This window comes from Streptococcus sp. WM07 (assembly GCF_004570525.1).
Classification (GTDB): domain Bacteria; phylum Bacillota; class Bacilli; order Lactobacillales; family Streptococcaceae; genus Streptococcus.
In genome coordinates, this window is sequence record NZ_SPPZ01000020.1 from 1 (window position 1) to 26,346 (window position 26,346).

Consider the following 26,346-nt stretch of genomic DNA (forward strand, 5'->3'; position numbering starts at 1 on the left):
TAAGGAGTGCCTCTAAACCTCCTTCTAGATAACGGTTCAATAAGTTTCGTACAGTTTGATGAACAAAACCTACTGATTTAGCTACTGCTGTTAAATTCTGACATTCAGAGTAGAGAATGAGAGCTTGAATTTTCCTATGGTGCTGTGCATTCTTTTTATCTTTCAGGGCTTGCTTCAATTCGCTAATTTGATATTCATTTAGTTCGACTTTCATACCTTATAGTATACAGCTATTTTTGTTTTTTGTTAAGTATTAAAACATTGGATGATGTCATTGATCAGCTTCAAGAAGTCATTCAAAATCTATCAACTAGTCAATTACAATCTATTGTCCGTAGAGAATGGATATCTGCTAATTTTGATTCTGAATTAGTATAAAAAGTCTTCGAACTAGAAAGAGACTGGGCAAAAGTCTTAGAAATAGAAAACAGCTTAGAATTACGTCATTAAAAACGTTGGTTCTAAGCTATTTTTATCGATTCAAATTTTAAGCGAGCCGAGAGATTTTTAGTTTTTACCCAGCCTCTTTTTTATCTATTCAAACTTCAAGTGAAACGAGAAATTGTTCGTTGTTGCCCAACCTCTGTTTAGCAATCGATTATCCACGGTTAGTAGGAGCTTGGCCTCCGCCTGGTGGCATAGTACCTTGCATTCCCATGCCACCGGGGCTGCCAGGTCCGGTTTGGACAATTTCAGTCTGTTTTTCACCGTTGACTGTTACGGTTCCGCCGGTGAAGCTGACACTACCGTCGAAGTCAAAGGCGGATTGGGCGGTTATATCGATGGTCCCGCCACTGATTTCAAGGTTACCATTAGAATCGAAGGCGTCGGTGTCGCCTGGGCCGACTTCGACTTTGATGTTACCGCCGGTGACTTTGATAAAGATGTCGACACCGGTGATATCACTAGCTGCGTTGATGCCATCGTCGGTTGCGTAGACGTCAACTGTTCCACCGTTGATGGTGATGTTGGTTCCTTCTAACCCTTCGGCACTTTGTAGGACAGAAATGTTTCCATCGTTGATGACCAGGCTAGATTCAGCCTTGATACCATCATCGCCAGCGGATACGGAGATGTCCCCGCCGCTGATGGTGACGTTCCCCTTGCTGGTGTCTTCATCGTTATTGGCTTTAATGCCGTCGCCTTGGGCGTTGACGCTGATATTTCCCCCATTAATGGTGACACTGTCTCGGCCGCGGATGCCATCGTCGATAGCGGTAACTTGGATATTCCCGTTTTCAAGGTAGAGATTGTCAGTCGAGACGATTCCGTCCTGGTAGTTGGCTTCAACGGTTAGGTTTCCAGATCCGGTCACGATGAGATCAGCTTTGGCATGGATAGCTCCTTCCAGGTCCTCATTGCTGTGGGTGTTTGAATCGCTGACCTTGTTCTCTGTTCCATCTTGAAGTTCCAATTGGACAGTTCCGGCTTCCTCTATATTGATGGCTGGGCCATCAGAGGAGGAAATTGCTGCACCAGCTAGGATGAGGCGGACATTGCCAGAAGTATTAACGGTCACTCCTGCGCTGGTATTTCCCTTGAGAACATAGGTGCCGGCTTCTGTAATGGTTAAGCCTTTCTCGTCTAGTGTTATTTCTTTACTGGCGAGGCTGTCCCAATCAATCGAAGGAGTTGGGAGGCTCTGTTGAACCACTTGACCTGCTGTAGACTGGGTTTGGTTATTTTGGAGACTGCAAGCCGCTAAGCTCGCTAGGGTTAGGAAACCAAGAGTAGCGGTTAGGATTGGTTTTTTCTTCATACGAGGTACTTCTTTTCTTTTTAGTTTTAAATAAGTATAAAAATAAAAGCTAAAAATTCTTTTAAATTTATCTTAAAAAAGCCTAAAAGGAAAAATAAGAGTATAATATAAGAAAAAGGAGGGAAACTTATGTTGCAAGTATCGCATATGTCCAAAGCTTACGGGAATAAGGAAGTCCTCAAGGATCTCAGCTTCAGCATTCCATCTGGAACGATCTGTGGTTTGGTCGGGAAAAATGGAGCTGGCAAGACGACACTCTTCCATTCCATACTCAACTTTCTGACCTATGAGGGGCAGATTCTCTTGGATGGCAATCCCCTAACCAAGGAACGCTACTCGCAAATCGGCTACCTTCCTGAAGAGCGCAGCCTCATGCCGAAGCGGACTGTACTGGAGCAGGTTAGTTACCTAGCTAGCCTCAAGGGGATGAGTAGACAAGAAGTGGCAGAACGCCTGCCCATCTGGATGAAAAAACTACAGGTCAAAGGCCGCATGAATGACAAAATTAAAAGTCTGTCTAAAGGGAATCAGCAGAAGATCCAGCTGATTGTGACCTTAATTCATCAGCCCCAATTGATTATTCTGGATGAGCCTTTCTCTGGTCTGGATCCTGTCAATACTGGACTTCTCAAGGAAGTAATTCTAGCAGAAAAGGAGCGTGGAGCGACGATTATCTTCTCAGATCATGTTATGACCAATGTGGAAGAACTCTGTGATCAATTAATCATGATCAAAGATGGCACCATTGCTCTCAACGGTGACATCCAAAGTGTTCGCCTTCAGTTTGGTCGCACCCGTCTCTTTGTTTCTCAAGACTTGGATAAGGAGCAATTGGCTACTCTTCCCCATGTTCTCTCTGTTGAGGATACCAAGCAAGGCAAATGGCGTCTAATCCTGGATAGTGAAGAGGCCGGTCCTGAACTCTTTGACCGTATTAGCCAAGGTCGCTACCTCACTACCTTTGACCAACAAGCTCCAAGTATTGATGAGATCTTTAAAATGAAATCGGAGGAAGCCTCATGAAACAAGTACTCCTAGTCGCTAAAGAAACCTATATCCGTCAAGTCAAATCCTGGGCCTTTCTTTTCTTGGTCCTAGCCCCCTTTCTAACCCTATTGTTCTCCGCAGGGAGTGGCTACCTAGGTTCCCAATTTGGCTCCAACTCCACCCCCGTCGCAGTGGTCGGACAAACTCAAATCCTGTCCGATCTCGACTTCCTGAAATCCTATCCGGATGAAACTGCGGCCAAGACCGCAGTAAAAGAGGACGAGGTTGAAGGCTACCTGGTTGTCTCAGAAGAAAAAGGTCTCCTTACAGCCACCTATCATGGGGAAGAAGGATTGGCCTTTGATAAAAAAGAACAAGTGGAAAAAGCCTTGAACCAAGCTCAAGTAGACCTCAACCACCAGAATGCCCAATTAAGTACAGATCAAGCTAGTATTCTGGATCGCCAACCGACCCTTAAAGAAGAAATCCCTGAAGGACAAGACATGGCCTTCGGTGCTAAAATGGCGGCCATCTTTGGTTTAGTCTTTATCATCTACATGATGACCCTGACCTACTCAGTATCCACCGCCCAAGAAATTGCAGGGGAAAAAGGAACTAAGATTCTAGAAATTATCTTTTCCAGTATTCCAGCTGATCTCTATTTCTACGGACGCGTTTTAGGAGTGGTCTTGGCTCTCTTTACGCACCTAGGAATCTATGCCTTGGGAGGTGCCCTAGCTTATCTCTTCCTGCTGAGCCAACCTTTTGGAGCTTCCGCTCTTCCCTTCATTCAAACCCTCTTGGCACATTTGAATTGGCTCTTCTTGCCTTTCTTGCTAGTCGGTCTGAGCTTCTATGTTGTCATCGCCGCCTTCTGTGGTGCCCTCGTTGTACGCCAAGAAGATGCTAATAAGGCCGTTCAACCCCTTACAGTCTTAGTTATGGTCGGCTTCTTCAGTACCTTCATCTTCGGCCAAGGAGGCCAAGACACCATTATCTTACAAATCCTATCCTATATCCCAGGACTCTCCATCTTCCTCATGCCCGTCCGCATGATCAATGGCTATGTAGGTATCCTTGAACCCCTCCTCTCCTTCTCTCTCCTCCTAGCCGCTACCGTAACCCTAGCCTACCTCATCGGAAAATCCTACTCCGGCATCGCCCTCCAAACCGACGACCTCGGACTCTGGAAATCTCTCAAAAAAGGCCTCGCCAGCAAATAAAAGAGATCGGACTCTGTCCGACCTCTTTTTTACTCCCTGCATCTGAGACCACAAAAAGCCGCTAGCACAGTGGATCTGTTTTCTCTGATCTTGACACATCCCTTTAGTTGAACCCTATTGAAAAATTTCCACAAACCGAAACACAGCATGCCCGCCCCCTTCTCAGGAGATTATGCTACCCGCCATCTCTGTGAACGCTGTGAGCATGCGAGGTGAAAAGTAAGGAGCCAATCGACGAACCTCTCCCACCATAGCAGGAAAGCCTAAAAGTAAAAAAGAAGAACTGCCCATAGCAGGCAGCCCTTCCTTGGAGATTATTATGAAAAAGAAAAGTTTTATTAGGATTGAAAATAGTATAGCCTGGAAAGGTTAAATAAAGATTAAAGGAGCATGGGGAAATTTTAGGGTGTGAAAGGGGAATGGATATTATCGCTTTAATCTCCATCATACTTTTCTTTTTTTTGAAAAGGAAAATCGTTACTATAGAAGTATGAAAACCTGGTCGTTCTTCATCAGTGTAAGCCTAAAATTGAAGTAAAGGAGGCAAGACAATGCTGAACAAGATGACACAAACTGACCTTTTTCATGAGTATTATAAGCAGTGGATTCGAGTTTACAAGGAGGGGGCGATTCGAGATGTGACCATGTCTAAGTATCAAATGTCTTTGAAGTGGGTACAGGAGTTGGCACCTGATTTGACTTTGCAGGAGGTTACACGGATAACCTACCAACAGCTTTTGAATGATTATGCTTTGGAGCACGAACGTGTCACAACAATGGATTTTCACCATCAATTGAAAGGAGCGATTTTGGACGCTGTGGATGAAGGATTAATAGAAAGGGATCCGACCAGAAAGGCTATTATAAAAGGGAAAAATCCATCGCCCAAGAAACCAAAGTATCTCAATCAATTTGAACTCCATACATTATTAACAAATCTTGATTTAACCGATCATATTAACTGGGATTGGCTTATACTGCTTATCGCTAAGACTGGAATGCGTTTCTCTGAAGCCTTAGCAATTACACCACAAGATTTTGACTTTCCACATCAGTCCTTGTCCATCAATAAAACTTGGGACTATAAGGGACAAGGAGGATTTTTACCAACTAAAAATCGTTCTTCTGTCCGAAAAGTTCAGTTGGATTGGCAAACGGTCATTCAGTTTTCAGAATTAACGAGGTACTTACCACCTGATGAACCGATATTCGTACATGGAAAAATTTATAATTCAACTGTAAATCACCTACTAGAACGACGTTGTCAAAAAGCCAAAATTCCAATCATTACCTTACATGGACTAAGACATACTCACGCATCGCTCCTCCTTTTTGCAGGTGTATCCATTGCGAGTGTAGCAAGACGACTTGGTCATGCCAGTATGACGACTACCCAGAAAACCTATCTGCACATCATTCAGGAACTTGAAAATCAAGATCTAGATCTAGTCATGAGATCGCTTTCAGGGTTAAACTGATAAAAACTAGAGGCTTACACTGTTGAAGGGTGATGAGGTAATCGAGAGTGGTGAAGAAGTAGCCAATGGCTTGTTGTTCATCATAAGTTGTCAAAAATATTGGTAACTTCATCATAATCTCAGCATTTAATTTTGCTCTTCCGCCACCCACCAAAAACGGCTCAATATTTACTTGTTTCAAAGAAAACAGTAAAAATTTATTTACAATAATGTTTGTAATTCCTTGAACGACATGCGCATGGTTATTAACCCATACTTTACCATTTACATATTGAATTGGATAATCAGTTACATCATTAGCTCCATCTTCAGCGATTAATATGTATTCCCCATCATGAGTATATCCATCAACATAATCTTGAATTCCATTGGCACCGTAATATGGTACATCTCCTGCTGTACGCTGAGAAGATGATACAGGAATACGAAAATTATCAAATCTTTCTGATACTTCTCCTAACTTCCGCTGTTCCCAAGAGTCATTTCATAGGAAAAACGGCCTGTTTTCTTGCAATAAAAAAATATTAAAAATAAATCCGTAAAATTATTGACAATCTTGGTTCCAGCTGCTATACTTATTTTGTAATAATTAATTACTACAAAATAAAAGAGGAGAACTCACTTGGAACACATGAAATTAGAAGAAGTGGTAACATTTAGTCAAGGTGTGGGAAAATCCCGTATGACAGATAAACTTGCGCAACTTGAGTATTACAGCCAATACGATTTCGAAAAAGATTTGAACATACCACCTATAAAGAAAGAAGGAACTACTGATTCAAAAATTCCAATACTGAAATTTGGGGATTTAGTAATGAGTAACTTATCTCAAAAGGTGGCCATTGTAAGCCAAGAAAATGAAGGAAAGCTGTTATCGATTAACTTTACCAGAGTTCAAATACTTGATAACAAGATAGATCAACTATATTTTGCTTATCTATTTAACTATGGTTCAGACGTTCAAAGTCAGAAAAAAAGAGAGCTTCAAGGAAGCGGACTGATCCAAAAAATACCCCTATCTGCCCTTAAAAATATCAGGATACCTATAGTAGAAAGAGGGCAGCAATCTCTGATAGGGGAAACATATGCGAGTATGCTTGCCTTTCGGTCTAGTCTAAATAAATTGGACCAATCTATAGAAAACGTAATGATAGCTACTATCGAAAATAGAATAAAGGAGGATGAAAGTGAGTAAGAAAAATATTTCCGAGCTAGAATTTGAACACGAGGTCATAGAATATCTCACAAAGATTGGTGGATCAAAGCAATGGGAATATGCAGAAAATATAAAGGACACAGAGGGCCTATGGCAGAACTTTAAGACAATTTTAGAGCAAAATAATCAGTCCCGTCTGAAGGAGTCCTTGTCTGAGGCAGAGTTTGCTCAAGTACGTAAGGTTATCAATAACCTTGAAACTCCATACCAAGCCGGCCAATTTCTATACGGAATGAATGGTGTTTCTGAAATAGAAGTGGACATGGATAACGGTGATCACATTTACCTAACGGTCTTTGACCAGTCTCAAGTTGGTGCTGGCAATACAGTTTACCAGATTGTGAATCAAATCAGCCGACCTAAGGTGGTTGATGGAAAGCAACCACGTCGCTTCGATGTGACACTTTTAATTAATGGTCTCCCCATCATTCAAATTGAATTGAAGAAAGCCATGCATGCAGCAAAAGAGGCTCTCAATCAGATGGAGCAGTACATAGCTGAAAAACAATACAGCGGTATTTACTCAACCCTCCAAGTTCTGATAGCAATGACCCCGTATGAAATCCGTTACATGGCCAATAGCACAAGAGAGATGTTCAATCGTGCCTTTGCTTTTAATTGGCAAAATGAAGAAGACGCTAAGCCCGTTCGTGATTGGAAAACATTTGCGGATAAAGTACTATCCATTCCTATGGCGCATGAGTTAGCCACTCGCTACATGATTTTGGATGGAACTCGTAGCCGCCAAAGCATTAAGGTCATGAGACCCTACCAAGTATATGCTACGAAACGTGTCTTAGAAAAGGCTAGACAGCACAATTTTAAATCAGGAGACGGTAATCTAGGATATATCTGGCATACAACAGGAAGTGGAAAAACCATTACCAGCTTTAAGACAGCTTGGCTAACTAGCCATCTCCCTAATGTGAATAAGGTTATCTTTCTTGTGGACCGTGTAGCTCTTACAAACCAAACTGTAGATTCCTATCGAGCTTATGATCCCATTGCAGGATTTGCAGGTAAGACAGGCGTTATTGCGGATACAGCTAAAACCAGCGACCTCCACCGTCAACTAACTACAGCTAGTGATAAGAATATCATTGTAACCAGCATCCAAAAAATGCATCGCTACGTGACCAGTGAGAGCTTTAAAAATATAGAACAGAACATATTATTCATCGTTGACGAAGCCCATCGCTCAACAGGTGATGGTGAGTCAGACGGGATGCTAGAGAGGATTCGTCGTGCCCTCCCAACAGCTGCTTGGGTTGGTTATACAGGGACTCCTCGATTCCCAGTAACACGCCGAATTTTTGGTGATTTATTGCATGCCTACACAATCAAAGAAGCCATAGCTGACAGGAATGTTCTCGGATTCAATGTAGAATTTAAAAATACCATTCCTGCGCCCGAAAATGCCAGTGAGCAGGAAATAGATGACATGATTATGGGGAGTGTTTACGATACCAGCTCTCAGCACGTTGAACTAGTGGCAAAAGACATTTTTGAAAACTGGAAATCTCGCTCGAACAATGGCATGTATAATGCCCTAATGACCGTTCACGTAGGCGGTAGAGAAATCTCAAGCCCTCGTGTCATGGAATATTTTGACACTTTTAACAAATTGAACGAACAGTTGCCAGAAGACGAGCGTTTAAAGATTGCGGTTAGCTTCTCTATAAGTACTTCTAACAACGACAATCAAATTGAGATAAATGAAAATCTTCACCGTGCTATCCAACACTATAACAAGATGTTTGGGACTAGCTGGGATATGACTACGACAAAAGAATATACAGAAGATGTTGCCGGACGATTGAATCGCTCAACTGAAGATGGTAAGTATCTAGACTTGGTTATCGTTGTGGATCAGTTTTTGACCGGCTTTGATGCGCCAAAATTGAACACCTTGTACATTGACCGTACCCTAAAAGGAGCGAACCTCATTCAAGCATATTCTCGTACCAATCGGATGCAGAATATAGTAGATAAGCCATATGGAAACGTTGTCAATTACCGCTGGCCTGTCCAAAATGAAATGGAGATGAACAAGGCTTTCTACGAGTACTCCAATCGGGAATCAGCCAACGAAGACATTGAGCTAGACCTAGGCAATTTGAAGAAAGAAAATCAAGATTCTGGTATTTTAGCCAAGCCTTTCAGCGAAGTTGAAGAAGAAATGCAAGGTATTGTGGAACGCTTAGGGAAGCTTACAGACAATTATATAAAACTTCCAGATAGCGAGCGAGAACAGGTTGAAGTTTATGAAGAACTCCAGCAATACAATCGAACTCTAAATACATTGAAGCAGTATACCGAAGACGATGAAGGAAATCCAGTTTCAGCTTATGAGGATCCAGACAGCTTCTACGAGCGAATTGGCATAACCCCTGATCAAGAAATTGTCCTAACGACTGTATTGGCAGGAGAGCTCAAAGAACGCATGGCTAAACGCGAAGGAGTAGATGTTTCACAAATTGATTTGGAAATGGTGCATATCCATGAAGTAACAATTAATTATGATTACCTCATAGAGCTCATTGCTCAAATGGCAGACCAAGTCCATGACAATCAGATGGAAGAAGCCCACGGAACCTATCAAGAGATTCAAGCTGAGTTGGCTAAATCCGATAACGAAGATGAAAAAGCCAAAGTCAAATTCTTTGTCGGACAAATTCTAATCGGGGAATACAAATTTGCTAGCTATCCAGCACCAAGAAATGTCGAGCAAATGAATCAGGCCATGAGTCAAGCTCGCACAGATACAAGTATGCGAAAAATAGTAGCGTTTGTTCGCCACTGGGGCTTAGATAATACTATCTCACCTAAAGACTTAGCTAAACTAATACAAAAACACAGAATTGGGAAAGATGACCTAGACAATAAAGGAGAACTCACCCAAATCATGACAGATGCTCGTACTGATTATCCAGAAATAGCGGCTTCAGAAGTTCAAGAACTAACCTGGATTCGCTACCGCAGATCAGTTCGTGAGGCTCTATATAAACTAGCGGACGATATTAAAAAATTCGATTAAACTTGCTCATTTGTAGTTAGGAAAGATAATCGATGGAAAAAGAGAAGACTAGTTTGTTTATAAAACTAGCTAGTACAGTTATTGTGAAGGAAAGTAAAATGAACGAGAAAGAAAAGCAACCAGAGATTCGCTTTTGTGGTTTCACCGACCCTTGGGAACAGCGGAAATTAGGGGATGTTGTCGAAATATTTGATGGTACACATCAAACACCGCAATATACTGAATCAGGTGTGAAATTTGTCAGCGTAGAAAATATTGAGAATCTGCAAACAGAGAAGTATATTAGCTTAGAGGCGTATAACAAAGAATACACTAAAAAAAGGGCAAACAAAGGAGATGTATTAATGACCAGGATTGGTAATATTGGTACTCCAAGAGTTATTGAAAGTACTGAACCTTTAGCTTATTATGTTACTTTGGCGTTACTTAAACCCCAAAATATCATGTCAGATTTTCTTGCTAAAACTATCGAAAGTCCTAAGGTACAGAGTGAATTGTGGCGGCGAACACTACACATTGCCTTTCCTAAAAAAATTAACTTAGGGGAAATTAGCGAAGTTATTTTTAGTTTACCAATCCATGAAGAACAGGTGTTTTTAGGGTCTTTCTTTAAATGTCTCGAACACCTCATCACCCTTCAACAGCGTGAGTTGAATTCTTTAAAAAGTATAAAGAAAACGCTGCTTTCAAAGCTGTTTCCGAAAAATGGCAAAAGTTTCCCTGAATATCGTTTTCAAGGATTTAATGACCCTTGGGAACAGCGGAAATTAGGGGATGTTGTCGAAATATTTGATGGTACACATCAAACACCGCAATATACTGAATCAGGTGTGAAATTTGTCAGCGTAGAAAATATTGAGAATCTGCAAACAGAGAAGTATATTAGCTTAGAGGCGTATAACAAAGAATACACTAAAAAAAGGGCAAACAAAGGAGATGTATTAATGACCAGGATTGGTAATATTGGTACTCCAAGAGTTATTGAAAGTACTGAACCTTTAGCTTATTATGTTACTTTGGCGTTACTTAAACCCCAAAATATCATGTCAGATTTTCTTGCTAAAACTATCGAAAGTCCTAAGGTACAGAGTGAATTGTGGCGGCGAACACTACACATTGCCTTTCCTAAAAAAATTAACTTAGGGGAAATTAGCGAAGTTATTTTTAGTTTACCAATCCATGAAGAACAGGTGTTTTTAGGGTCTTTCTTTAAATGTCTCGAACACCTCATCACCCTTCAACAGCGTGAATTAGAAATACTGAAAGCAATGAAAAAGACATGGTTGAAAAAGCTATTTCCATAAACATTACGAAATTTTATAAAACGAAGGAGAAATAATATGGCAACTACAAATGAAATCACATCAAAACTCTGGGAAATGGCGAATAAACTTCGCGGAACAATGGATGCGAGTGAATATAAGGACTATATTTTACCCTTTATGTTCTATCGCTACCTATCAGAACATCAAAGAGAGTTTCTAGAAGTTAATCACTTAGAAGATTTTTATAGTGTGACAGATCAAGCAGAGCGAGAGGAATATTTAGAAGAAATTAGCCGTTCTTTGGGATATGCTATCTTATCAGAATACAGCTGGGATAGCTTAGTTTCTAAGATTGAAACACATCAAATTAAGGCGAGCGACTTCCAGGATATGTTTGAATCCTTCTATGAAAATGCTAAACGGAATCCTATGGCAGAAGCAGACTTTGCAACTGTCTTCGCGGATGTTAACCTTGGGAATGCACGACTTGGAGGAACTACTAATGAGCGTGCCAAATCATTGAATGAATTAGTCCTATTAGTGAACGACTTCGACTTCAAAGATGATTCAGGTCATGATGTTTTAGGAGATGTCTATGAGTATCTTATTGGACAATTCGCTGCCAATGCTGGCAAGAAAGGTGGAGAGTTCTATACACCTCATGAGGTAAGCCAGATCCTTGCAAAATTGGTTACAATGGACAAAAAAGTTACCTCAGACCAGTTCCGTGTATATGACCCAACTATGGGGTCAGGCTCCCTTCTCCTAACTGTCCAAAAGGAATTTCCAGATGGCGACAAGGAAGGAAGTGTTCGGTTCTGCGGCCAAGAAATGAATCGAACCACTTATAATCTGGCGCGTATGAACCTAATGATGCATGGAGTCAGCTACAAAAACATGGACTTAAGATGTGCAGATACTTTGGAGTTACCATGGCCGATTAGAGAAGAAGGTGGTATTGAAGTTCCTCAACATTTCGATGCCGTTGTCGCAAACCCACCTTATTCACAATCATGGAATATCAAAGATATCAATCGAGACAAGGACCCTCGCTTCAAAGGATTTGGTATTGCCCCAGCTTCTAAAGCAGATTATGCCTTCGTACTTCACGGACTCTATCATTTGGATCGAGCTGGAACTATGGCCATTGTCCTCCCTCATGGTGTCCTCTTCCGTGGTGCCGCAGAAAGAAAAATCAGAAAAAATCTAGTCGACGAAAACCTACTAGACGCGGTAATTGGCCTCCCAGCCAACCTCTTTTATGGAACATCTATCCCTACATGTATCTTAGTCTTCAAGGGTCGCCAAGCGCGTGGTGAACGAAAAGACGTTCTCTTCATCGATGCGTCACGAGAATTCGAAAAGAGTAAAAATAAAAACACACTCACATCAGAAAATATCGAAAAAATTGTCGAAACCTACCGTAATAGAGTAGACGTAGACAAATACGCTCACCTAGCAAGTCTAGAAGAAATTCAAGAAAATGATTACAATCTCAATATCCCACGATATGTAGATACATTTGAGGAAGAAGAAGTCACTGCATTACCAGACTTAGCTAAAGAACTCCAAGAAGTACGCCAAGAAATTTCAAAAACTTCAACAGAATTCTTTAGTATGGTAAACCAACTAGTTGGTACGTCAGAAGAACTCCAAAAAGACTTACAAGAATTCATCGATCTGATGAAATAACTAGCTATTTAAAACAGAGGATGATTCTTGGGAACAGCGAAAGTTAGGGGAATTATCAGAAATTATTGGAGGGGGTACCCCTAGTACACAAAATCCTGAATATTGGGATGGTGAAATAAATTGGTATGCACCTGCAGAGATTGGTGAATCGATATATGTAAAAAGCAGTAAAAGAAGGATTACTAAGCTAGGATTAGAAAAAAGTTCTGCAAAACTTTTACCTATCGGTACAGTTTTATTTACTTCTAGAGCTGGTATCGGTAACACTGCTATTCTCAAAATAGAAGGTACAACTAATCAAGGATTTCAATCGATTGTACCAATATTTGGTAAGCTAGATAGCTATTTTATTTATTCTAGAACGAAGGAATTAAAACATTACGCAGAAAAGGTTGGTGCAGGCTCAACATTTGTAGAGGTCTCCAGAAAACAAATGACTGAAGCCCCATTACTATTTCCACAGATATCCGAACAACAATCCATCGGCTCCTTTTTCTCCACTCTCGATTACCTCATCACCCTTCAACAGCGTAAGTTGGACTTGTTGAACATGCAAAAACAAACCCTTTTGAAGTTGATGTTTTATTGAGTGGATGGTTTCTTGTAGATTTAGTTTATAGAATAGTGAAGGAAATAAGATATCAGTAGAAAGTAATTCAAAAACACTCTATCAAACCTTATGGAATGCGGCGGATATTCTTCGTGGGAAGATGGATGAGAATGAGTATAAATCCTACCCGTTGTACTAGTTAGCAGTAATAATCTAAGTGCTGTAAATGTGATATCCTTTTAAAAGAAATTCATGACTTTTTTGAGTTGGAAATATTAAAGCAAAGGAATAGTTTTGTGGAATTAAAAAATAAATTACGAACAGGGGCGATTTTCACAGTTGCTCTCCTATTAGTGTTTACGATGCTTTATTTGGCTCTTTTTAATGGGGATATAATTTTGGCATCACGCGCTCTTTAGGGATGTCTGAGGAGTTGCCAATAATGTAGCTATGATTATTATCGCCATTCAAGTTCTTTTTCTAATATTCGACTGGTTGTATGGTCGGATTTTGTCTTGGCTTGAGGCAGGGAGGAGGTAAGGGGGCTTCTATCTTGATTTGTGGATGGGGATAGAGGTTTTGTTGGCTTTTCTCAATCGGACGAGTTTGTTTTTTATAATCGAGTGAAACTAGAATGGGACAAAAGAGCTTCAAGAAAAGTATCGTAACTTGGCAATACTTTTCTGAGATGCTTTTTGATGTGAGCCCATATTTTTTCGATGGGATTGTACTCAGGTGAGTATGGAGGGAGAGGTAAAAGTTTATGTCCCTGCTCCTCACATAAGGATTTTATACTACTCATCCTATGGAATCTTGCCTTGTCCATAATAATAACAGAAGGTGTATCTAAAGAGGGTAATAAGAACTGTTGAAACCATGCTTCGAAAAAGTCACTTGTCATAGTGTCTTCATATGTCATCGGAGCTATAATCTCACCATTTGTGAGACCTGCAACTAAAGATATTCGTTGATATCTTCTTCCAGAAACCTTACCTTCTATCAACTGACCTTTCATGGAACGACCATATTCTCGATAAAAATATGTTTCAAATCCTGTCTCATCAATATAAACAGGAGTCAGATGTTTTAAATTAGTAAATTCTTTAAGGAACAGTGCTACTTTTTCAGGGTCTTGTTCATGGTAAGTACAGCTCTTTTTTTCGAGTATATCCCATAGCTTTAAGAGCGTAATGAATAGCTGTTGGATGACAATCAAATTCAGAAGCTATTTCAGTCAAATAGGCATCAGGATGAGCTTCAAGATAGGCTTTTAGTTTATCTCTATCAACTTTTCTTGGTTTCGTCCCTTTCACCTGATGGTGAAGATCGCCTGTTTTCTTTTGGAGTTTTATCCATTCATAAATGGTGTTGCGCGAAATTTGGAAAATCTCAGCGGCTTCAGAAATATTACCTGTTTTGTCACAATAGCTGAGAACTTTTTTACGGAAATCTATTGAATAAGCCATAAAGATATTCTATCATAAATGTACGGATTTTGTTTCATCTTAGTATGATTTATTAGTAATTTTTTATCTGACTTTTAAAACTAAAATATTTCCATTAGGAATATTATATTTAATCAAGATTATTAATACATATTATTGGAGAACTTGGTATTATCCATTATTTGAATTAACCTCTCAAGATTTGGCAAAGAATTATGGAAGGATGGGATTCTGCATTGTGTAGGATTCGATTCTTTTTATTTTGATTTAATTTGTGGTAATTCATGTAGTGAATGACCACCAGTTTTAGTTCCTCATTGCTCCTAACGTTTACTACATATTTTTATTTTAGCAAAAAATCAAAGTCTGCCAATGGTATTATGGGGAGAGACTTAACAAGGAGTGGTTTTTTTACATGTTTTCGCGAATGGTATTTCGAGTGTAATCGGTTGCGTCAGATATGCGATGAGTGGGCTGATTTTCTAAAAAATTTGATCCGTATGATTGAATGTTTGGTTTTTAAACGATAAATCAAACAAAATATGTTGATTTATGTTGTTTTTAGGTGTAGAATGTAAACAAAAAGGAGGGAACTGGATAGTAGGCGAATCATAATAGGTTTCTTGGAGGAGAGGCTTATGGGGTTTAGAAGGATGAGGAGAGAAGGATGATTATTACAGTGACACTCAACCCATCGATAGATGTGGTTTACCAGTTAGATACTTTACATGTGGATGCTGTCAATCGGGTGCAGGATGTTCGAAAGACAGCGGGTGGTAAGGGCTTAAATGTGACTCGTGTTTTGAAGCAGTTCGGTGATCCAGTGCTTTCGACGGGTTTTCTTGGAGGGGGCTTGGGACAGGTCTTAGCTCAAGAATTAGACCGACAAGGGATTGCTCATTCTTTTCAAGAGATTGCAGGGGAAACACGTAATTGTGTAGCAATTTTGCACCAAGGTCAGCAGACAGAGATTTTGGAGCAGGGGCCTGAAATTTTGGAGGAGGAATCCAAGGCTTTTAAAGAGCACTTTAAGGTACTCCTAGATCAGGCGGATTGGGTGGTTTTTTCGGATAGTTTGCCGAGAGGTTTGTCAGTGGACTACTATGTATCTCTCATTCAGCTATGTCAAGAGGCAGGGGTTGGTGTGATTTTGGATACCTCGGGAGCTTCTTTGGAGGCTGTTTTGGATAGTTCTTACCGCCCTAGTCTCATTAAACCCAATTTGGATGAGTTGACGCAGTTGGTGGGGCATGAGGTTCATTCGGACCTTGATGATTTGAAAGCTATTTTAGCTGGGGATCGTTTTTCTGGGATTGACTGGATTGTAGTTTCTCTTGGCGCCGAAGGCGCTTTTGCCAAACATGGGGATCGTTATTATCGGGTGAAAATTCCGAAGATTTCTGTTGTGAATCCTGTTGGGTCAGGGGATGCGACGGTGGCAGGTCTAGCTTCTGGTTTGTTACATGGTTTAGAGGATGGAGAAATGCTGAAACGCGGGAATCTCTTGGGAATGTTGAATGCACAAGAGGAAGCGACAGGCTTTGTGAATTTGGACAAGGCTACAGATTTACTTGAGCAGATTGAAGTGGAAGAGGTGTGAGATGGGATTGAAAAAATTGACCACTGAGGCTGGTTTGATTTCAGCCTTGGCTTTTGACCAACGGGGAGCTTTAAAGAAGATGCTGGCTCAACATCAGGAGGCGGAGCCGACTGCACAGCAAATGGAAACGTTGAAGCGTTTAGTATCTGAGGAGTTGACACCTTATGCATCGTCCATTCTACTGGATCCGGAATTTGGTTTGCCAGCAGCTCAGGTACGGGTGGAGTCTGCGGGTCTTTTGTTGGCTTATGAAAAAACGGGTTATGATACGACTTCTACGAGTCGCCTGCCGGATTGTTTAGAAGATTGGTCTGTTTTGCGGCTCAAGGAAGCGGGAGCGGATGCTGTGAAATTCTTGCTTTATTATGATGTTGATGGGGATCCACAGGTGAATCAACAGAAACAGGCCTATGTGGAACGTTTGGGTTCAGAATGCAGAGCTGAGGGGCTTCCATTCTTTTTGGAAATTGTGTCTTATGATGAGCAGTTGGCAGATACCACGAGTCTGGAGTATGCTCGGATTAAGCCGCATAAGGTGAATCAAGCGATGGAGGTGTTCTCAGATTCACGATTTGGCGTAGTCGTTCTCAAGGTAGAGGTGCCGGTCAATATGAATTTTGTGGAGGGCTTTGCGACAGGGGAAGTAGCCTATAGTAGGGAAGAAGCGGCTGCATATTTTCGTGAGCAAGATGCCGCAACGGATTTACCGTATATTTACCTCAGTGCAGGTGTATCTGCCAAACTTTTCCAGGACACTCTGGTGTTCGCAGCAGAAGCAGGTGCCCATTTTAATGGTGTTCTATGTGGTCGAGCTACCTGGGCTGGAGTGGTTCCTGTCTATGTGCAAGAAGGAGAAGAGGCTGCGCGTACTTGGTTACAGACAGTTGGCCGGGAAAATCTGGAAGGTCTGAATCGTGTATTAGCTGAAACGGCTACACCAGTGTAGGTCAAGCTAACGTAAAATCAGATGTTCGTAACATTTTAAACCAATCATGAAGAAGCAGTGCGCAGGATAGAATTTGCGAAGTAAACGACCATTGTTCGTAATTTTCCCTCATCTTGAAATGTGATGGACATAAAAAGAAAGGGTTTACATAATCCTGAGTAATATGCTATAATGAACTTAATAGCATGAATAGGGTGGATTGTAACTAATTCGATTAGGCAAGACTACAGATGAATCAGAGGACAGGGGTTCTCGGTTTGTTTGTAGTCTTTTTCTTTTTCTGAAATTAGAAAGGAGGAATTATGTATCGCGTCCTACAGAGTCTGAATAATAATGCGGCTTTGGTTAAAAATGAAAGGGGAGAGCAGGCTGTCGTCATGGGATTGGGGATTGCCTTTCAAAAAAGAAAAGGAGATCTTCTCGGTTCTGAAAAGGTAGAGACAGTTTTTTCTCTCCACAATGAAGAAGCTAAGGAAAATTTCCTAACCCTGCTTCGGGATATCCCTTTGGATTTTATTACCGTTAGCTATTCGGTTATCAACTACTTGGTGGAACATTACGACTATCCGGTTCAGGAATATTTGTATGTGACCCTTACCGATCATATGCGTTGTTCTTATCAAGCGATTTTAAAGGGAGCCTATCAAGAAAGTCGCCTACCGGATATGTCCAATCAATACCCTGTTGAATACCAAATGGCTGAGGAAGCCTTCTTGCTTTTTCGCCAAAAGCTGTCGGAGGATTTTCCCCAGGACGAAGTAGGGAGGATTGCCCTTCATCTCATAAATGCCAAGGGTGAAACCCTACCGGATCGTCAACAGGAGCAGGAATTAAGTAAGCTTCTTATGGAAAAGGTAGAAAAGGTTTTGCAAGAATATGGGATTCGTAGGCAAAGTCGCAATGGCAATTTTTATGACCGTTTTATGCTTCATCTTTCATATTTCCTTAGTAATCTAGGGAGGGAGGAGGAAGGGCATTTGGCTTTAGAGGAATTAGATAGATCGCTTCGCCAGAGTAATCCCAAGGCTTATGAAATTGGAAGCCAGATTTTTACCTTGATTCAAGAGGTGATGGGGCAAACAATTCCGAACACGGAACGGTTTTACTTGGTTTTACATATTCAACGATTATTGTAAAAGAGGAGGTTGAGTGATGAATCGTGAAGAAAGTACTTTGTTAGGATTTGAAATTGTAGCTTATGCGGGAGATGCACGTTCTCGTCTTTTAGAGGCTTTGAATGCGGCGCAAAGTGGTGACTATGAGCGGGCGGAGACATTAGTGGAAGAAGCTAGTGAGTGCATTGTGCAAGCCCATCAAGCTCAAACTAGCCTTTTGCAAAAAGAGGCCGCAGGGGATAGTTTGGCTTATAGTGTGACCTTGATGCATGGGCAGGATCATCTGATGACAACTTTGTTATTGAAGGATTTGATGAAACATCTGATTGCGTTGTATAAGAGGGGGTAAGGTATGAATCACTTGATTGCGTGGATTGAAAAAGGAAAGCCTTTCTTTGAGAAGGTTTCTCGGAATCCCTATTTAAGAGCTATTCGGGATGGTTTTATTGCTGCCATGCCAGTTATTCTTTTCTCTAGTATTTTTTTATTAGTCGCTTTTGTTCCGAATATCTTTGGATTTACTTGGTCTGAGGAGATGGTGGCAGCCATTATGAAACCCTATGGCTATACGATGGGAATTGTGGCGATGCTGGTTGCTGGAACGACAGCAAAATCGTTGACGGATGCTTTTAACCGGGATTTGCCGAAAACGAATCAAATTAATTTTCTATCAACCATGATGGCTTCGATTTCTGGCTTCTTGCTTTTAGCGGCAGATAGTTTGGATGGAGGTTTCGCCAATGGTTATATGGGTACGAAGGGCTTGTTGACGGCATTTTTAGCCGCTTTTATAACCGTTAATCTTTACCGAGTCTGTGTGAAACATCATGTAACCATCCCTATGCCACAAGAAGTTCCTCCGAATGTTTCCCAAGCTTTTAAGGATATTTTCCCTTATGCGGCTTCTATTTTTGTCCTCTATGGTTTAGATCTTATGAGTCGCCAGATGGTTGGGACCAGTGTAGCCGCTGCGATTTTGAAAGCTTTTGAACCGTTATTTACAGCAGCAGCAGGTTATCTAGGGGTTACCTTAATCTTTGGAGCTTATGCCCTGTTTTGGTTTGTCGGGATTCATGGTCCTTCCATTGTAGAACCCGCTATTGCCGCTATTACATATGCCAATGTAGAAGCTAACTTTCAACTCCTGCAGGCTGGCCAACATGCGGACAAGGTTTTGACTTCAGGAACTCAGATGTTTATTGTAACCATGGGCGGTACGGGAGCGACCTTGGTAGTTCCATTTATGTTTATGTGGCTTACCAAGTCTAAGCGGAATCGGGCTATCGGTCGTGCGTCGGTAATCCCGACCTTCTTTGGGGTTAACGAACCGATTTTATTTGGTGCTCCAATCGTGCTCAATCCTGTCTTTTTCCTTCCCTTTGTTTTGGCTCCAATTGTGAATGTCTGGATCTTTAAATTTTTTGTGGACAGTCTCAAAATGAATTCCTTCAGTGTTAACCTGCCTTGGACAACCCCTGGTCCACTGGGAATTATTATGGGAACGAACTTTGCTCCCCTAGCCTTTTTGCTGGCGCTTCTTTTGGTCGTAGTGGATACAGCCCTTTACTATCCTTTCCTGAAGGTCTATGACCAACAGATTTTAGCAGAGGAGGCAGCGGGGCAGCCAGAGTCCATTTTGAACCAAAAGGAAGAAAAATCAATTCAAGTAGAAGTGACCGAGGAAACCAATGTTTTGGTTCTTTGTGCAGGGGGTGGAACCAGTGGTCTTTTGGCCAATGCACTCACCAAGGCAGCTCAAGAATATGGAGTGCCTGTAGCAGCAGCAGCGGGCAGCTATGGGGCTCACCGGGATATTTTACCGGAGTATGATTTGGTGATATTAGCACCGCAGGTAGCTTCAAATTACGAGGATATCAAGCAGGAAACCGATGCATTAGGAATCCGCTTGGCTAAGACCGAAGGAGCTGAGTATATTAAGTTGACTAGAGATGGACAAGGAGCTTTGGACTTTGTCCGGAAGCAGTTGCAGTAAGGGAGGTATTTTATGAGGAGACAGTTGCCACCCGATTTTATCTTGGGAGGAGCGACAGCAGCTTACCAAGCTGAGGGAGCGACGTGTGTGGATGGTAAGGGAGCAGTGGCTTGGGACCAATTTTTAGCGGATAATTATTGGTTTAAAGCGGATCCAGCTTCTGATTTTTATCACAAATACCCTGTTGACTTGGCTTTGTGCAAGGAATTTGGAATTCAGGCCATTCGGATTTCGATTGCGTGGTCGCGTATTTTTCCTCAGGGCTACGGAGAGTTGAATACGAAAGGTGTAGAATTTTATCATCGTTTGTTTAAGGAATGTCGTCGGCATGGAGTGGAGCCTTTTGTAACATTGCATCATTTCGATACTCCAGAAGTTTTACATAGTGCGGGTGATTTCTTGAATCGAGAAACCATTGATCATTTTGTAAATTATGCAGATTTTTGCTTTCAAGAATTTTCAGAAGTCGCTTATTGGACTACTTTTAATGAAATTGGACCGATTGGGGATGGGCAATATTTGAATGGAAAATTTCCACCTGGTATCCAGTATGACCTCGCTAAGGTGTTCCAATCTCACCATAATATGATGGTTGCTCACGCTAGAGCAGTCCTACTTTATAAGCAAGCAGGTTATGCAGGACAGATTGGTGTGGTTCATGCTCTGCCTACTAAATACCCCTATGATCCAAGTAGTCCCGCCGACATCCGAGCCGCCGAACTGGAAGATATCATTCATAATCAATTTATTTTGGATGCGACTTATTTGGGTCATTATTCTTCTGAGACCTGGGTTGGAGTGCAGGAACTACTGAAAATTCACGGTGGACAATTGGATCTCCGTCCGGCTGATTTTGAAGCTCTAGAAGCAGCTAAGGATTTAAATGATTTCCTTGGAATTAATTACTATATGAGTGATTGGATGCAGGCTTATGATGGAGAAACAGAAATTATTCATAATGGCACAGGCGAAAAAGGAACCTCTTCCTACCAGATTCGGGGAGTTGGTCGTCGCTTAGCACCGGCATCGATCCCCAAAACCGATTGGGATTGGATTATCTATCCAAAGGGACTTTATGATCAGATTATGCGCGTGACGAAGAATTATCCAAATTATAAAAAAATCTACATCACTGAAAATGGCTTGGGCTACAAAGACAAATTCGTGCAGAATACTGTTCAGGATGCCTATCGGATTGACTATATCCGCCAACATTTAGCCGCCCTTGTAGATGCTATCAAGGATGGTGCTCAGGTTGAAGGCTATTTCCTCTGGTCTTTAATGGACGTCTTTTCTTGGTCTAATGGTTATGAGAAACGCTATGGTCTTTTCTATGTAGACTTTGAAACTCAGAAACGCTATCCTAAACAAAGTGCCTACTGGTATCAAAAATTATCTGAGGATAGATGGATAGACTAAAACAAAAGCAGAAGTTCGAAGGTTAGAGAGAAGAACTTCTGCTTTTTTGAATCATAAGGGTGAAGGAGACTAGGAGCTAGAGGTTAATATTCTGACAATCTATGATAAGACATTGGAGTCCGTCGGTTCCTATATAGTAGACGGAGTTTGTACATTGAATTTTGAATGAAGTGTTCCTCGTGAAACTTTTTACCGTTCTTTTTCATACATTTTCTGTTACACTAATAAAAACAGAAATAAGGAGGCTTTTATGAAGGTTGGTCTAGTTCTGGAAGGCGGTGGGATGCGCGGGCTTTACACGGCTGGTGTGTTAGATGCCTTCTTGGATGTCGGAATTAAGGTAGATGGTTTGGTTAGTGTTTCTGCCGGCGCTCTTTTTGGGGTGAATTTTCTTTCGGGTCAAAGGGGAAGGGCTCTTCGCTATAATAAACGCTTTATCAGAGATAAAAATTACATTAGTCTGTTGTCCTGGTTGAAAACGGGAAATATGGTTAATCGGGAGATGGCCTATTATAAAATTCCGATGGAGCTAGATATTTTTGATCAGGAAGCTTTTGCGCAATCGGGTGTGCCTTTTTATGTGACGGTGACCAATCTGGAAACCGGCCAGGCAGAATATCCTAAAATTGATCATGTGTTTGACCAAATGGAGTATCTCCGAGCTAGCTCAGCCTTGCCTTTGATTTCACAAATTGTTGAAATTGATGGGAAGAAGTACTTGGATGGAGGACTGACAGATTCAATTCCAGTGGATTTTGCTAAAAGCTTGGGCTTTGATAAACTTATTGTTATTTTGACCCAGCCTTTGGATTATCGGAAAAAAGCCTCAAGTGGACGGCTTTACCGTCTCTTTTATAAGGAGTATCCGAAGTTTGTGGAAGTAGCTTCCAAACGCTACCAGTATTACAATGATACGGTGGAAAAGATTATTCGTATGGAGGAAGCTGGCGAGATCTATGTGATTCGCCCAGAACAGTCTTTGGCTGTGCGGCGTTTAGAGAGAGACCCGGAGAAGCTCGAAGCTGTTTACACCCTTGGTTTTCAAGATAGTCAGAGGAAACTAATGGAGTTGAAACATTATTTAGCCACAGTATAAAAACGGACGGCCATGAAAGCCGTCCGTTTTTATAAATGAAAAAAGCACCTCCTTCTCTTGATTTTTCAAAAGAAGAAAGATGCTAATTGTGTTATTTCTCAGTCTCAAGCAAGTTTTGACCAACTAAGGCAGCTAGGAAACCACCAATAAGTGGAGCCAAAATGAAGACCCAAACCTGGCTAAGAGCTGTACCACCTAGCAAGAGAGCAGGGGCAAGGCTACGAGCTGGGTTTACTGAAAGACCAGTAACGTTTAGACCAAGTAGAATCAGTGTAGTTAAGGTCAAGCCAATGACAAGACCAGCAATTTTTCCGTTTCCTTTGCTTGCAGAGGTTACGGTAAGAATCACAAGTACAAAAAGGAAAGTAGCGATAACCTCAAAGAGGAAGGCTCCCATTGCAGAAACGGTTGTAAACCCATTCTCTCCCAAGCTAGTGATAGCTTGACCAGAACTTGCAAGGAAGAAGTTCAAAGTAGTAGAAGCAAGAAGGGCTCCAACAACTTGTGCAACAACATAAGTCAAGAAGTCTTGAGCGTTCATACGTTTATTGACGAACATAGCCAAAGATACAGCTGGATTTAGGTGTGCACCTGAAATCGTTCCAATACTATAGGCTGCAGCGACGATGGAAAGACCAAAAGCAAGGGCAATCCCCAGATGGCCGATTCCCTCAAGACCATTTCCAAAGACAACAGCACCAGTTCCAATAAAGACTAACATAAAAGTACCGATTAACTCGGCAAAGAATTTTTTAGACATATTAAACCTCCGTGCTCAATCATAGAATGTTTCCTAAAAATTTTCAAGAAATCCGCTTGGGAATTTCTTGAAAATTGTATCTTGAGAGATTCTTGAAAATATGGCCAGGGGAGACATGCTGAGGATTCCTGCTTATTATAGAGTTGTGGGGTAAAGATATTCTTAAATTTACGATTGTCACTCAAGGGGTGTCTAATCTGTATGAAGTGAATAAAGTAGAGATGGTGACTTTTAAAGACTGAGAGTGAGGAGTAGCCATAGTCTATCCACAGACTATGGTTACATTATAGACAACGGAATAAGGAATAATCTGGGCTCTCGTATAGATTTTAGCCTTATTCTAAGATTAATTTTTTGTTCCGAGATTCTGTTTGGTGGAAATTTTGAATTTCGTAGTTTTCCAAGGTTTCTCTGGGACCTGTCACAGTAATCCATTTTGGAAAAATTTTGGATAGAAGCCAAAGTGGAACGAGCGTTGGGTACCAAATAGTCATGACTTCAAAAATGAAACGGTGGTTATTTCCTCGGTTTAGATAACGCTGACGATACTCGGATTTTAGGGAAGGGTGTGGTACGAAGATATGAAATGGAAATACGCCTTGTCTCCAAAACTCTTTTAGGAAAGGAAACAGTAAATTTAAAGCAACTAGGACGATGTTTCCTTTTTCATGAAGGGTATAAGCCATAGAAATATAGGTTTTCTTGTAATTCTTATCCTTAATGGGGCGCTTGGTCGACTTCCGTTCTTCACGAGTCAGATGGATTACGCTGGAATTGTCATATTTGATATTAGACAATTCCAAATCCACCACAGTGTTGTATTTCTTAGCCAAAGTTGTCTTCCCCATACCCGGAAAGGCAAATAAAAACATGTTACAACCTCCTTGTGTTTAGTAGTATAGCAGAGAAACATGAAAAACTAAAAGCTTAGTCCATATCCTCTTTTCCTAGTTAGTTTCTGAAAGATACTAACTAGAAAAAGGAGGATCGGCAACCACGGGGCGCCTAGAATGTACAAAATTCTATCAAAAACTGTCCAAGATATTGACTGAAATCCAAGGTATCTCCGTTCTGTTGTGCTAGTATAATATATGAAAAAGAAAAAATGAAGGTAGGTAACCATGAAAAAGAAGTTAAGAATTTTATTTGTTTCTGTACTAACTTTGACAGCTACATCAGTTTCTCATCTGACTTCTGTAGAGTTTGAGAACCCTATTTGGGTAGGTGAGCCAGTTTATGCGTCGGATTTAGTATCTGATGAATTGGAAAAAGAATTAAATTCTTTTATTCAACTCTACTTAGTGGAGGTTGATGAGTCTGTACGTCCTAAATACGACAAAATCAAAGGCTATTTTGACTCTCCAAGTAATCAAAACTATCTAAATGCGATTGATGAGGTCATGGATCCAGCCTATACAAATTTCTTTACCACGGGAACACCTGTGAAAAATGTCCGTGTACAAGGGAATCAAATACAGTTTCGGACTTATTTCACAAGGGAAGTACGTACTTCATCAGGAGGGATAAACTATGTATATGGAGAGCGTGACTGGAATGTCATGAAATCAGGCGATACTTTTAAGATTGTGTCTTATCAAACCAAAATCTTTGATGCACCCTATACAGATTCAGGTTTGTCTGAGATGAACTTGGAGGAAATCCTAAAAGGTGATTATTCTTCTGTAGCGGGGAAGTGGACGAATGAATATAATAAGAATAGTAGTGTGGAAATCAGTTCTGATGGAATGATGGATAGGACTGGTTATCTAAATAGTTCAAGGGAGTTTTCAGGTAGTCAACTTGTTGAAACTGGCGATGTTATAGCTGCTTTTTCAAGCAATCGAAGCCATGTTGGCAAATCTATGAATGTTTTATTTGTACCTAAGGGAGAGGGATTCCTACCTAAAGGAATCGCAGGTTTGAACCCAATATCTGACCGTGACCGTATCATTCTCATGGAAGATTTAGAAGGCTCTAGACTTGGATCCTTTAACATTCTATACAAACAGTAAGAAGAATTTGATAGAAAGGATGGAGCATTAAAAATAGTCTCCGTCTCACAAAAAATAATACAAAAAGCTCTAGCTGTTCTAATCATTTTGGATTTGCTAGAGCTTTTTTCAATCGTCTTTATTTTAGTTGATACCCTCCAGTTTATTATAGATAGGAGGCTATTGTCCTGTGTATAATGGTAGTAAGTAGAAAAGTAGAGACGGTGGCTTATGAAACCGAAGAGAGGTGTAGGGAGAGTCTGGGGATAGACTCTCCCTACTGGGTATTTCATCAAAATCTGACGGAAAGGAGGGAGCTTTCTTTTGACCGCTTTTGAAGTGGTACAAACCATTTTGGGCTTTGGTACCTTTACCATTGCTTTGATTGGTTTGTGCTATAAAATCTTCAAAGATAAGGACAAAAAATAATACTCATTCAGAATCAAAATTAGCAGATATCCATTCTCTATGGACAATCGATCGTAAGCGAGTAGTTGATAAGCTTTGGATAACTTCTTGCAACTGATCAATGACGTCATTCAATGATTTAAATGCTTTGTTCTTAAATCCTAATTTCCGAATCTCTGCCCAAACTTGTTCAATCGGATTCATCTCTGGTGTATAAGGTGGAATAAATGTAAATTCAATATTGCTAGGAATATCCAATGTCTGTGATTTATGCCAAACCGCATTATCCATCACCAAAATAATATAGTCGTTAGGGTAAGCTTCTGACAGTTGTCGTAAAAATTCATTCATCCAAGCCGTATTACA

The 26,346-nt window shown here is 40.9% G+C and carries 23 protein-coding genes and 3 pseudogenes; 19 read left to right on the forward strand and 7 right to left on the reverse strand.

All coding sequences use genetic code 11. The features are described 5' to 3' along the window. Positions 1–214, reverse strand: a 214-nt coding sequence (locus E4T71_RS03785; protein ID WP_135034965.1) for a helix-turn-helix domain-containing protein, incomplete at its 3' end; no start/stop codon positions are given. A gap of 29 nt (positions 215–243) precedes the next feature. On the opposite strand from E4T71_RS03785, the gene E4T71_RS10465 reads away from it, so the two are divergent. Further along, positions 244–378: a hypothetical protein gene (locus E4T71_RS10465; protein WP_265588433.1), complete on the forward strand. Its 135-nt coding sequence runs from the start codon at positions 244–246 to the stop codon at positions 376–378. Positions 379–598: 220 nt separating this feature from the next. Here E4T71_RS10465 and E4T71_RS03790 read toward each other — a convergent pair whose 3' ends face one another. After that, positions 599–1,759 (reverse strand): carbohydrate-binding domain-containing protein, encoded by a 1,161-nt coding sequence (locus E4T71_RS03790; RefSeq protein WP_135037046.1) that lies wholly within the window; start codon positions 1,757–1,759, stop codon positions 599–601. 129 nt (positions 1,760–1,888) lie between these two features. Here E4T71_RS03790 and E4T71_RS03795 point away from each other — a divergent pair, with 129 nt between their 5' ends. The 3 genes from E4T71_RS03795 to E4T71_RS03805 all read left to right on the forward strand — a co-directional run bounded on the left by E4T71_RS03795 (position 1,889) and on the right by E4T71_RS03805 (position 5,447). Then, positions 1,889–2,782, forward strand: a complete 894-nt coding sequence (locus E4T71_RS03795) for an ABC transporter ATP-binding protein (protein WP_135037049.1) — start codon at positions 1,889–1,891, stop codon at positions 2,780–2,782. After that, positions 2,779–3,969, forward strand: a complete 1,191-nt coding sequence (locus tag E4T71_RS03800) for an ABC transporter permease (protein ID WP_135037052.1) — start codon at positions 2,779–2,781, stop codon at positions 3,967–3,969. Before E4T71_RS03795 ends, E4T71_RS03800 begins: the two co-directional genes overlap by 4 nt. A gap of 551 nt (positions 3,970–4,520) precedes the next feature. Continuing rightward, a complete protein-coding gene (locus E4T71_RS03805; RefSeq protein WP_135037055.1) occupies positions 4,521–5,447 on the forward strand; it encodes a site-specific integrase in 927 nt (308 codons plus the stop codon). Here E4T71_RS03805 and E4T71_RS03810 read toward each other — a convergent pair. After that, a pseudogene (locus E4T71_RS03810) lies at positions 5,419–5,916 on the reverse strand (restriction endonuclease subunit S); the annotation flags it as partial. The gene E4T71_RS03805 and the pseudogene E4T71_RS03810 sit on opposite strands and share 29 nt — an antisense overlap. 153 nt (positions 5,917–6,069) lie before the next feature. On the opposite strand from E4T71_RS03810, the gene E4T71_RS03815 reads away from it, so the two are divergent. The 6 genes and pseudogenes from E4T71_RS03815 to E4T71_RS10200 all read left to right on the forward strand — a co-directional run. After that, entirely contained in the window at positions 6,070–6,642 is a 573-nt protein-coding gene (locus E4T71_RS03815) for a hypothetical protein (RefSeq protein WP_135037058.1), read from the forward strand. Beyond that, positions 6,629–9,700 carry a type I restriction endonuclease subunit R gene (locus E4T71_RS03820; protein WP_135037061.1) on the forward strand — a complete coding sequence of 1,024 codons (3,072 nt, stop codon included), beginning with the start codon at positions 6,629–6,631 and terminating at the stop codon, positions 9,698–9,700. Before E4T71_RS03815 ends, E4T71_RS03820 begins: the two co-directional genes overlap by 14 nt. Before the next feature lie 32 nt (positions 9,701–9,732). After that, positions 9,733–11,004 (forward strand): restriction endonuclease subunit S, encoded by a 1,272-nt coding sequence (locus E4T71_RS03825; protein ID WP_135037064.1) that lies wholly within the window; start codon positions 9,733–9,735, stop codon positions 11,002–11,004. Between the two features lie 36 nt (positions 11,005–11,040). After that, entirely contained in the window at positions 11,041–12,657 is a 1,617-nt protein-coding gene (locus E4T71_RS03830; RefSeq protein WP_135037067.1) for a type I restriction-modification system subunit M, read from the forward strand. Between the two features lie 22 nt (positions 12,658–12,679). Then, a pseudogene (locus tag E4T71_RS03835) lies at positions 12,680–13,240 on the forward strand (restriction endonuclease subunit S); the annotation flags it as partial. A gap of 55 nt (positions 13,241–13,295) precedes the next feature. Further along, positions 13,296–13,394, forward strand: a pseudogene (locus tag E4T71_RS10200) (type I restriction-modification system subunit M N-terminal domain-containing protein); the annotation flags it as partial. Positions 13,395–13,820: 426 nt separating this feature from the next. Here the strand turns inward: E4T71_RS10200 and E4T71_RS03845 are convergent. Then, positions 13,821–14,673, reverse strand: a protein-coding gene (locus E4T71_RS03845) for an IS630 family transposase (RefSeq protein WP_135037070.1) whose coding sequence is annotated in 2 segments (ribosomal slippage) — positions 13,821–14,367 and positions 14,366–14,673 — 855 coding nt in all. Because the reading frame shifts where the segments join, the coding sequence is not laid out codon by codon here. Positions 14,674–15,319: 646 nt separating this feature from the next. Here E4T71_RS03845 and lacC point away from each other — a divergent pair. From lacC to E4T71_RS03880, 7 genes are all read left to right on the forward strand, one after another. Beyond that, positions 15,320–16,252 carry a tagatose-6-phosphate kinase gene (gene lacC, locus E4T71_RS03850; RefSeq protein ID WP_135037073.1) on the forward strand — a complete coding sequence of 311 codons (933 nt, stop codon included), beginning with the start codon at positions 15,320–15,322 and terminating at the stop codon, positions 16,250–16,252. Between the two features lies 1 nt (position 16,253). Beyond that, on the forward strand, positions 16,254–17,198 hold the full coding sequence (gene lacD, locus E4T71_RS03855) for a tagatose-bisphosphate aldolase (protein WP_135037076.1): 945 nt from the start codon (positions 16,254–16,256) through the stop codon (positions 17,196–17,198). Positions 17,199–17,500: 302 nt separating this feature from the next. Continuing rightward, positions 17,501–18,334, forward strand: coding sequence for a PRD domain-containing protein (locus E4T71_RS03860; protein WP_135037079.1), 834 nt, complete (start codon positions 17,501–17,503; stop codon positions 18,332–18,334). Between the two features lie 16 nt (positions 18,335–18,350). Then, complete coding sequence (gene lacF, locus E4T71_RS03865) at positions 18,351–18,662, forward strand: PTS lactose transporter subunit IIA (protein ID WP_135037082.1); 312 nt, start codon at positions 18,351–18,353, stop codon at positions 18,660–18,662. 3 nt (positions 18,663–18,665) lie between these two features. Next, entirely contained in the window at positions 18,666–20,306 is a 1,641-nt protein-coding gene (locus E4T71_RS03870; protein ID WP_135037085.1) for a lactose-specific PTS transporter subunit EIIC, read from the forward strand. 12 nt (positions 20,307–20,318) lie between these two features. Next, entirely contained in the window at positions 20,319–21,725 is a 1,407-nt protein-coding gene (gene lacG, locus E4T71_RS03875) for a 6-phospho-beta-galactosidase (RefSeq protein ID WP_135037088.1), read from the forward strand. Positions 21,726–21,975: 250 nt separating this feature from the next. Continuing rightward, positions 21,976–22,821 (forward strand): patatin family protein, encoded by an 846-nt coding sequence (locus E4T71_RS03880; protein WP_135037091.1) that lies wholly within the window; start codon positions 21,976–21,978, stop codon positions 22,819–22,821. 91 nt (positions 22,822–22,912) lie between these two features. Here E4T71_RS03880 and E4T71_RS03885 read toward each other — a convergent pair whose 3' ends face one another. Beyond that, on the reverse strand, positions 22,913–23,581 hold the full coding sequence (locus E4T71_RS03885; RefSeq protein WP_135037094.1) for an MIP/aquaporin family protein: 669 nt from the start codon (positions 23,579–23,581) through the stop codon (positions 22,913–22,915). Between the two features lie 335 nt (positions 23,582–23,916). Beyond that, entirely contained in the window at positions 23,917–24,453 is a 537-nt protein-coding gene (locus tag E4T71_RS03890; RefSeq protein ID WP_135037097.1) for a hypothetical protein, read from the reverse strand. 249 nt (positions 24,454–24,702) lie between these two features. Between E4T71_RS03890 and E4T71_RS03895 the strand changes: the two genes are divergently transcribed. Then, complete coding sequence (locus tag E4T71_RS03895) at positions 24,703–25,593, forward strand: DUF6287 domain-containing protein (protein WP_135037100.1); 891 nt, start codon at positions 24,703–24,705, stop codon at positions 25,591–25,593. A gap of 303 nt (positions 25,594–25,896) precedes the next feature. After that, positions 25,897–26,001 carry a putative holin-like toxin gene (locus tag E4T71_RS03900; RefSeq protein WP_135037103.1) on the forward strand — a complete coding sequence of 35 codons (105 nt, stop codon included), beginning with the start codon at positions 25,897–25,899 and terminating at the stop codon, positions 25,999–26,001. 3 nt (positions 26,002–26,004) lie between these two features. On the opposite strand, the gene E4T71_RS03905 is transcribed toward E4T71_RS03900, so the two are convergent. Next, positions 26,005–26,346: transposase (locus E4T71_RS03905; protein WP_194181234.1), on the reverse strand; the 342-nt coding region annotated here is incomplete at its 5' end.